Source organism: uncultured Sphingomonas sp. (genome assembly GCF_913778135.1).
Classification (GTDB): domain Bacteria; phylum Pseudomonadota; class Alphaproteobacteria; order Sphingomonadales; family Sphingomonadaceae; genus Sphingomonas.
In genome coordinates, this window is sequence record NZ_CAJYVU010000065.1 from 1 (window position 1) to 7277 (window position 7277).

8 protein-coding genes are annotated in these 7277 nt (G+C 68.0%); 3 read left to right on the plus strand and 5 right to left on the minus strand.

Annotation, left to right across the window (positions count from 1 at the left end; translation table 11 throughout):
* The 4 genes from QZ847_RS06750 to QZ847_RS06765 form a co-directional block, all read right to left on the minus strand.
* Positions 1-1444: XrtA system polysaccharide chain length determinant (locus QZ847_RS06750; RefSeq protein WP_294354608.1), on the minus strand; the 1444-nt coding region annotated here is incomplete at its 3' end.
* A gap of 12 nt (positions 1445-1456) precedes the next feature.
* Entirely contained in the window at positions 1457-2104 is a 648-nt protein-coding gene (locus QZ847_RS06755) for an XrtA/PEP-CTERM system exopolysaccharide export protein (RefSeq protein ID WP_294354611.1), read from the minus strand.
* A 101-nt stretch (positions 2105-2205) separates the two neighbouring features.
* Complete coding sequence (locus QZ847_RS06760) at positions 2206-3435, minus strand: pyridoxal-dependent decarboxylase, exosortase A system-associated (protein ID WP_294354614.1); 1230 nt, start codon at positions 3433-3435, stop codon at positions 2206-2208.
* Positions 3432-4940 carry an AMP-binding protein gene (locus QZ847_RS06765; RefSeq protein WP_294354618.1) on the minus strand — a complete coding sequence of 503 codons (1509 nt, stop codon included), beginning with the start codon at positions 4938-4940 and terminating at the stop codon, positions 3432-3434. Before QZ847_RS06765 ends, QZ847_RS06760 begins: the two co-directional genes overlap by 4 nt.
* Positions 4941-5016: 76 nt before the next feature.
* Here QZ847_RS06765 and QZ847_RS06770 point away from each other — a divergent pair, with 76 nt between their 5' ends.
* The 3 genes from QZ847_RS06770 to QZ847_RS06780 all read left to right on the plus strand — a co-directional run bounded on the left by QZ847_RS06770 (position 5017) and on the right by QZ847_RS06780 (position 6825).
* The gene (locus QZ847_RS06770; RefSeq protein ID WP_294354621.1) at positions 5017-5289 is read left to right on the plus strand and encodes an acyl carrier protein; all 273 of its coding nucleotides are present in this window, start codon (positions 5017-5019) and stop codon (positions 5287-5289) included.
* 56 nt (positions 5290-5345) lie between these two features.
* Positions 5346-5933, plus strand: coding sequence for a hypothetical protein (locus tag QZ847_RS06775; protein ID WP_294354623.1), 588 nt, complete (start codon positions 5346-5348; stop codon positions 5931-5933).
* Positions 5934-6051: 118 nt separating this feature from the next.
* A complete protein-coding gene (locus QZ847_RS06780) occupies positions 6052-6825 on the plus strand; it encodes a hydrolase 1, exosortase A system-associated (protein ID WP_294354626.1) in 774 nt (257 codons plus the stop codon).
* A 6-nt stretch (positions 6826-6831) separates the two neighbouring features.
* Here QZ847_RS06780 and QZ847_RS06785 read toward each other — a convergent pair.
* The coding region (locus QZ847_RS06785) for an FAD-dependent oxidoreductase (protein WP_294354628.1) at positions 6832-7277 on the minus strand (446 nt) is incomplete at its 5' end.

Sequence of the window (7277 nt, forward strand, 5' to 3'; positions counted from 1 at the left end):
CCAGCCACGTCAGCCGGCGGCGGCGCAGCTCGGTCTGCTGGCGCGTCACCATCTCACCGATCGAGCCGATCACTGCCATGCCGGTGACCTTCTCGAGCTTCTGCGCGGTCGGGAACGTGCCCTGCAATTGACCCAGCGCGAAGGCCGCGCCGACGCCCGCGATCAACCCGGCCACCAGCACGCCAGTCAGCAGCAACGGGCGATTGGGCGCGGTCGGGGTGCGCGGTACGGTCGGCGGATCGATCACGCTGAACTTGACCGCGTCGGTCTGCGTCTGCGCCTGGCTGCGCAAGCTCACCTGCTCGCGCTGAGCGAGCAGCTGGTCGTACTGCCCTTTCAGGACATCATAGTTGCGATCGATCTCGCCCTGCTCGGCGGCAATCGCGGGATCGCCGGCAAGCTTCGCGTTCAATTGGTCGAGGTCGCCCTGCAACTGCTGCTTGCGCGCCTGCAAAGCGGCGATCGTCGACCCCTTGTCGGTCATCATCGCCTGAAGCGAGGAATAGGCCGGGTTGGCGACGCCACCGTCGCTGCCGCCGGTCAGCGGCTCGCCACGCGCCGCCGCCTGCGCTTGCGCCAGCTGCCGCTTGAGCGCGATCACGTCGGGGTGGCTATCGGTATAGCCGCGCCCGTAGGCGTCGGAGAGCTGGCCCTGGATCGCCGCCAGCCTGGCGCGCGCCGGGCCGACGCCGGGCGCAATGCCTGCACCCGCGATCGTCTTCGGCGTCGCCGCCATCTGGCCTGACAACGCCGCCATGCTCGACTGCGCCGCCGCGAGATCGCCGTCGACCTGGCTCATCTGCGTACGTGCCGCGCCAATGCGGTCGCTGATCGATCCCGTGCCGGGCAGCGCGCCGAGATAGTTATTCTGGAACGACGCGCGCTTCGCCTCCGCGTCCTGCAGCTTGGTGCCGAGCGCCTGCAACTGCCCGTCGAGGAAGGCGAGCGTCTGCGTGTTCTGCGAACGGTCGGACGACAGGTTGGTCTCGACAAAGATGTCGATTAGCTTCTGCGTGATGGCGGCGGCAAGCTTCGGGCTCGACGAGGTCGTCGTGATCTCGAACAGGTTATCCTGCTGCGCGACGATCTTGATGGCGCTCTGCAAACCGGCGACGCGGTCGGCCACGTCGCGGTCGCTCGACACGGTTTTGGCAAGATCGGTGCCGCGCACGACCTTTTCGAGGCTCACCGCGCTGGTCAGCGTCTGGCGCACCGTGTCGATGTCGCGCGCATCGTCGTTCGCCGCCTGCATCGAATCGGCACCCGCGGGCAGGACCGAGCGCATCTGCACGAACACGCGCGCCTTCGAATCATACCGGCTGGGGATCTGACTGACGACCAGCCAGCCCGCGACGCACACGGCCCACGCGACCGCCAGCGCGATCCAGCGCCGCGTCCAGATCGCGTGCAGCGCGATACGCGCTTCGTTGAAGAGACCGCCCACCCGCGCTTCCTTTTAGAACATGCTCTCGGGAATGATGATGACGTCGCCGGGCTCGAGCCGGACGTTCGCGCTCGCGTCGCCATCCTTCAGCAGCTTGTTGATGCGCAGCGCATATTCGGTCTGCTTGCCGGTCGCGCGATCGTAGCGGACCAGCCGCGCCTTGTTGCCTGCGGCATATTCGCCGAGGCCCCCGACCGCGATCATCGCGTCGAGCAGCGTCATGTTGGCGCGGTATGGCAGGCTGGCTGGCTTCTGCGTCGCGCCGACGATGCGGACCTGCTGGCTGAACGTGCCGGAGAAGCTGTCCACGATCACCGAGACGATCGGGTCCTTGATATATTCGCCGAGCGCCAGCTTCATATCGGCGGCGAGCATCGCGGGCGTCTTGCCGACCGCGGGCATGTCGCTGATCAGCGGCGTGGTGATGCGACCGTCGGGGCGCACCTGCACCTTCGATGACAGCTCGGGGTTGCGCCACACGAAGATGCTGAGTGAGTCGAGCGGGCCGATGACATATTCCTCGCCCGGCTGCTCCTTGCTGGCGACGAAGGTCGCGGGCGGCAGTTCCGGGCGCGCGGCGCCGCCGCCCGCGCAGGCGGTGAGCGTCGTCGACGCCATCAGCGCAGCGATCAAACCCTTGGAAATCGTCGCGAACCGCATTCAACCCTCCGTACACGCCGACCGACCAGCCTACGTGACTCGCGTCAGGCGGACTGGTGGCGTCGGTGGTCAGCTATGTGCGGTAGAGGTGAAGATAGCGTTTAGGACGCGTTCGCGAGCACCTCCGCGGGTGCGGGGTGTCCCAAAAAGGCACTGGGACTGGCGGTCAGACCATAGGCGCCCGCAATGAAGATCGCGATCACGTCGCCCACGTCCGCGCGCGGCAGCACGACGCGATCGGCCAGCCGGTCGAGCGGCGTGCAGAGGCACCCAACGACCGACACAGCGTCGTCCGCCGCCGCGTCCATCCGGCGCGCGACCGCAATCGGATAGTTGCGCCGCACCACCGTACCGAAATTGCCCGAGGCGGCGAGTTGATGATGCAGTCCGCCGTCGACCACCAGGAACGTCTCGCCGCGGCTCTCCTTCCGGTCGACCACGCGCGTCAGGTACACGCCCGCCTCCCCGACCAACCAGCGGCCGAGTTCGATCGCGAAGGTCGTGTCGGCCAGCACCGCATTGCGCGTGTCGAGCGTGCCTGCCAGCGCCGCGCCGATTCGCTCGACCTCGATCGGTCGATCCCCTGCAAAGTGCGGAATACCGAACCCGCCGCCCAGGTTGACCAGCGGCGGCGCTTGGCCGCTCTCCTCTGACAATCGTGCGGCGAGCGCGAGCGTCGCCTCCTGCGTTTCGATCAGCGCGTCACTGTCGAGCGCCTGCGATCCGGCAAAGATGTGGAACCCACGCCATTCAGCCCCGCTCGCGACGATCTCACGCACCAACGCCGGCACGCGCTCGGCATCGACCCCGAACGGCGAAGCGCGCCCACCCATCTTCATGCCCGAGCCACGCAGCTCGAGGTCGGGGTTCACCCGCACCGCCAGCCGTGGCGCAATACCCAGGCGCGCGCCGACCACAATCGCGCGCCGTGTCTCGCCCTCCGATTCAACGTTCAGCGTCACACCCGCACGCACCGCCACCTCGAGTTCGGCATCGCGCTTGCCCGGTCCCGCGAAACTGATCGCTTCGGCAGACTTGTACGCCATAACTTCCGCCAACTCGCCTGTCGAGGCCACGTCGAGCCCGTCGACGAGCGGCGCGATCGCGCACACCAGGGGTGCATAGGGGTTCGCCTTGACTGCATAGTGCAGCCGCACGCCGTCCGGCATTGCGGCACGGAAGCGGCCGATTTGACCCTGCACGACGCCGAAATCATACACGAACACCGGCGAGCCGTGCTCCGCTACCCACGCCTCTGCGGTGCGTCCCGCGATCGTCAGCATGTCGTGCTGGTCGGCGAAGGCGGGCGGGATCGGTCCGATCGGCTTCACGCGCGTGCTCCTTGTACCTCGGCGGCGAGCGCGACGCGGTCGAGCTTGCCATTGGCGTTGCGCGGCAACTCGGCGCGCCACACGATCTCGGCCGGTTGCATGTAGGTCGGCAGATCGCGCCTCAGCCGCGCGAGCAGTGCCGGCTCCAGATTGGCACGCCCGCGCGCAACGACGACGATACGCTGCCCCAGTCGTGCGTCGGCGACACCGATCGCGACCGCCTCGCGCGCCTCGTCGCCCGCGGTGACTGCTTCCTCCACCTCCTGCGGGCTGACGCGGTTGCCCGATGTCTTGATCATCTCGTCGTCACGCCCGACAAAGCGCAACAGTCCGGCTGCGTCGGCGACCACCGTGTCTCCCGACCAAACCGCCAACCCGCCCTCGCGCGAGAATGCGGGTGCCGGACGAAAGCGGTGCGCCGTTCGTTCCGCGTCGCGCCAATATCCTTGCGCCACCAGCGGTCCGGCGTGGACCAGCTCACCCGATTCACCCGCTACGGCCTCGCTGCCGTCCCCACGCACCACCATGACCTCCGCGAACGGGATCGCGCGCCCGATCGAATCGGGGTTGGCGTCGACCAGTACGGGCGGAAGATAGGTCGAGCGAAACGCCTCGGTCAGCCCGTACATCGGGTACAGGTCAGCCGCCGGGAACCGCGCCCTAAGCGCGCGCACCATCGTCGGCGTCAGCGCCCCGCCCGAGTTGGTGAGCCGCCTGAGGCGCGCCGCCGTCTCCGCAGGCCACTCCGCCTCGAGCAGGTGCGTCCACAAGGGCGGAACGCCCGCGAGCGTCGTCGCCCCGATCCGCTCGACCGCCTTCACCACGTCGCGCGGCGTCAGATAATCGAGCGGGGTCACTGCCGCCCCCGCCAGCCAGGTCGAGAACAGCTGGTTCTGCCCGTAATCGAATGACAGCGGCAACACGCCGAGTACGCGGTCCTCGGGCTCGATCGCCAGATAATGCGCGACCGATACCGCGCCGAGCCACAGGTTCGCGTGGCTGAGCATCACGCCCTTGGGCCGTCCGGTCGACCCGGAAGTGTAGAGGATCGCGGCGAGCGCGCCCGGGTCGGCACTCGATGGCGGCAGCGGATCGCCCTCACCCGCCTCGACGTGGACCGACACACCCGCGGGCACGTCGCCCGGCTCCAGCGTGGTCGCGCGTGCCGCTTGCGTCAGCAGCAGCGCGGCGCCGCTGTCCGTGAGAATATGCGCCACCTGCGCGCGCTTGAGCGCGGGATTGATCGGCACGTGCACCAGTCCGGCGCGGGCCGCGGCGAGCGGCATCAAACACGCCTCGCGCGTCTTGGGCAGCCACGTCGCAACGCGCGCGCCGGCGTCCGCCACTTCAGCCTTCAGCCAGCCCGCGAGCCGAGCAACCCTTGCCTCCGCCTCTGCGAACGTCATCGCTCCCGCGCGGTCGATCAGCGCGGGCGCGTCGGGCGCGTCGGGCGCGTCGCGCAGCACGTGATCGATCGGTCGAGCGTGGCGGTCGAGCGGCACCATCTCGCCTCCATAGCGCGCCCGTTGCGCATTTCACCCCCCGCGCCTATCGCACCGCAGCAAAGCACGGGAGAAAAACGTGATTCCGGAAGGCACCAACGAGATCGAGAAGACGCTGCGCGCGGTGCTGGCCGATGTGTTGAGCCTCTCGCCCGAGCGCGTCGCCGCCTTCACGCCCGACACCGGGCTGTTCGGCTCGCTGCCCGAACTCGACTCGATGGCGGTCGCGGGCGTGCTGACCGAACTCGAGGACCGGCTCGGCATCGTGATCGAGGATGACGAGGTAGACGGCGAGATGCTGGAAACGTTTGGCGCGCTGACCACTTTCGCGCAGACCAAGGTTCTCAACTGAGCGACCTGCGCTACGTCGATTATCACTGGCGCGGCGGCCGCGAGGCGATGCTGCGCATGGGACCGGTCGGAGGTCCCACGATCCTCGCCTTTCCGTCCTTGTTCGAGGAAGCGAATCGTAGTCGCGCGATCCTCGTCGGCGTCCTGCGCCGCTTGTCGGAGGCAGGCTGGTCGGTCGCGCTGCCCGACCTGCCCGGACAAGGCGAGAGTACGACGCCCGTCGCCGAGGTGGACCTGGTTGCGTGGCGCGAGGCAGCCGTCGCCGCGGCCGGGCCGCTCTCGTCACCGATCCACGTCGTCGCGATCCGCGCCGGTGCGCTGGTCGCCGCGAATGTCGCAGCGGCGAGCCGCTGGTATTGGTCGCCGATAACGGGCGAGGACCAGCTGCGCGAACTCACCCGTCAGCGCGCACTTGGCGAAGGCGACGGCTTCGCCGGGAACGACCTGTCCGACACGTTGCTCGCGCAACTGCGCGACGTTCAGCCGACGATCACCCCGCCGCCACGCGTCATCCGTATGGAGAACGACCCCCGCCCTGCCGACCGGAAGGTCGCCGGCGCCGCGCCGTGGCGCGCGAGCGAGCCGTCGTGCGACGCGGCGCTCGCCACATTACTCGCGGACGACATCGCGGGATGGCTCGCATGACTTCACCCAGCCGCGGAGGCCAGACGGCAGTCGTGGCGTTGAAATATCGTTTTACATCAACACGCTTGCTTGTTTCGATACGAGCCAACATAAGCTTTCTGCTTACCGCCACGGCATCATGCGCCGGCTGATTACCTTCCGCTGCGACAGCGCAACGCTCGCCGGCACGCTCGACACCGGCGACGCAACTACCGGGTTGCTGATCGTCTCGGGCGGCAATGAGGTGCGTCACGGCGCACATCGCGGCATGGCCATGCTTGCGCAGCACTTGGCCGCGCGCGGAACGTCGGTGTTCCGCTACGATCGCCGTGGTGTCGGCGATTCGGAGGGCGTTAATCGAGGTTTCGCTCACGCGAGCGACGATCTGCGCGCCGCCGCCGTAGCCTTCCGGCAGGCCGCGCCGCACGTCACTCGTCTCTACGCCTTCGGCAATTGCGATGCTGCAACGCTGCTCGCGCTAGAGGGGCGCCATGCGGGGATTGAGCGGGTGCTGCTCGCCAACCCGTGGACGATCGAACAGGCCGACGACCTGCCCCCCGCCGCCGCAATTCGGGCAGGCTACGCGCAGCAGCTGCGCGACCCGGCGCAATGGCGTCGACTGCTCAGCGGCGGGATTGATATTCGTAAGGCGTTTAGGGGCTTGTGGAAGATCGCTCGCACACGATCACAGCCGAACACTCTGGCAACGAAGGTGACGACCTCGATCGCCGCATGGGGAGACGACGCAACGGTGCTGCTCGCGCGCGACGACAATACGGCGCGCGCTTTCGCCGATGCGGCGCGCGCTCACGTGTTCACGACGCTGACGATCGACACGTCCTCGCACAGCTTCGCGCGCGCCGCCGACAAGCAGGCACTCGCCGATACCGTCACGCGCTGGCTGGAGCGGTAAGCGGCCTCACTCCGCCGCTTCCTTGAACTCCTCGAACTCGACCGCCGCCAGGAACCGCTCGGCGTCAAGGGCAGCCATGCATCCTGTCCCAGCTGCGGTCACCGCCTGCCGGTACGACTTGTCCATCACGTCGCCGCAAGCGAACACGCCAGCGACGCTCGTCTTGGTGGTGCCAGTCTCAACCGCGATATAGCCGTCGTCGTCGAGTGCCAGATGCCCGCGGAACAGCTCTGTCGCGGGGTGATGCCCGATTGCGACGAACCCGCCATCGACCGGAATACGCGAATGCTCGCCCGTCTGCGTGTCCTCCAATTCGAGCGCAACAAGGCCCGCGTTGCCGCCGCCATCGACGAACTCGCGCACTTCCTTGTTCCACAGCACCTTGATCGACGGGTGCGCGTGGAGCCGCTCTTGCAATATCCGCTCGGCACGCAAGCTGTCGCGGCGGTGGA

What these genes read in the sequence shown, in the direction of transcription:
- QZ847_RS06775 (WP_294354623.1), top strand. Translation starts at nt 5,346, where the DNA reads ATGGGACCGGTCGGAGGTCCCACGATCCTCGCCTTTCCGTCCTTGTTC.
- QZ847_RS06755 (WP_294354611.1), bottom strand. Translation starts at nt 2,104, where the DNA reads ATGCGGTTCGCGACGATTTCCAAGGGTTTGATCGCTGCGCTGATGGCG.
- QZ847_RS06765 (WP_294354618.1), bottom strand. Translation starts at nt 4,940, where the DNA reads ATGGTGCCGCTCGACCGCCACGCTCGACCGATCGATCACGTGCTGCGC.
- QZ847_RS06780 (WP_294354626.1), top strand. Translation starts at nt 6,052, where the DNA reads ATGCGCCGGCTGATTACCTTCCGCTGCGACAGCGCAACGCTCGCCGGC.